The sequence below is a fragment of the Rossellomorea yichunensis genome, from assembly GCF_032337515.1.
Lineage (GTDB): Bacteria > Bacillota > Bacilli > Bacillales > Bacillaceae_B > Rossellomorea > Rossellomorea yichunensis.
Map to the genome: position 1 here is coordinate 1 of NZ_JAVYAD010000024.1, position 1,277 is coordinate 1,277.

Below are 1,277 nucleotides of genomic sequence, written 5' to 3' on the forward strand. Positions count from 1 at the left end.
TAGAGAGACCTAATAATATGAGACTGAATAAAACACCTTCAAGTAGTAAATAATTCATTTACATTTGGAGGTGTTTTTTCTATGGGTAATAAAATGTCCTATCCAGAAGAAGTTAAGAAAGAAGTTGTCCGTTTAAAATTAGAAGGTAAACATTCAAATCAAGAGCTAATGGAGATGTTCGGGATTAAGAATCGATCTCAGATTAAGACCTGGGTGAAATGGTTCAAGAATGGTGAGGGCCATCGTTTTGCTCAACCTCTTGGTAAACAATATTCTTATGGGAAAGGTCCTAATGATGAAAGTGAACTAGCCCAGTTACGAAAGAAAGTTGCTTATTATGAAATGCGTGAGGAATTGTTGGGAAAGTACAGGGAAATCGAAAGGAAGTGGTCCCAGAAGTATTCGTACAGACCGTAGAGATGTTTAAACATAAATATACCGTTATTGCCCTTTGTGAATGCTTTGGAGTGGCAAAGGCTACTTATTATCGTTGGCGGGGAAAGTCATGGGGCCCATCAGAATTGGAGAAGAAAATCATTGATATTTGCGGGGATTTGAAATTTCGCATCGGGCACCGGATGGTTCGTGATCTCTTGCGTAAAGAGCACAAACTCAAAGTCAATCGGAACACTGTACAACGAATTATGCAGAAATTTAATATTCAGTGTCGTGTTAAACCGAAAAGACAAAACTATATAGCTGGGGAAAGTAAAATCGTGGTGCCGAATTACTTAAACAGAGAATTCCATGCATCTAAGCCAAGTGAAAAATGGGTTACAGATATTACCTATCTTCCTTATGGTGAGAAAATGTTATATTTATCAACGATTATGGACTTGTATAATAACGAAATTCTTGCTTACACCATTAGTGATAAACAAGATAAAGCTCTAGTGCTAGATACGTTAAAGAGAGCGTGTGAAGGTCGTGATGTATCTGGATGCATCCTTCACAGTGATCAAGGGTCTCAATATACATCGTATGATTTTCAGGAAGACGCAAAAAAAAGAGGCATTATCACAAGCATGTCCCGACGAGGAAACTGCTTTGATAATGCCGTCATCGAATCCTTCCACTCCTCTTTAAAGTCAGAAGAATTCAGCCCTCTGGATCGAGGCAAACTAACCAACCATACAGTACGAAAGAAAATAGAATCGTACATGTATTATTATAATTATTGTCGTCCTTTTACAAAATTAAACTGCCAGACTCCGGTAGAATTTAGAGTCATGGCAGCTTAGGTGTTTTATTTAGTCTTATTTGACTGTGTCACTCCA

The 1,277-nt window shown here is 37.9% G+C and carries 1 protein-coding gene; it reads left to right on the forward strand.

What is annotated here, in order from left to right:
- Positions 1–81 precede the first annotated feature (81 nt).
- A protein-coding gene (locus tag RSX31_RS23315) for an IS3 family transposase (RefSeq protein ID WP_315636141.1) occupies positions 82–1,241 on the forward strand; the annotation gives its coding sequence in 2 pieces (ribosomal slippage) (positions 82–361 and positions 361–1,241; 1,161 coding nt in all).
- Positions 1,242–1,277: the final 36 nt, after the last annotated feature.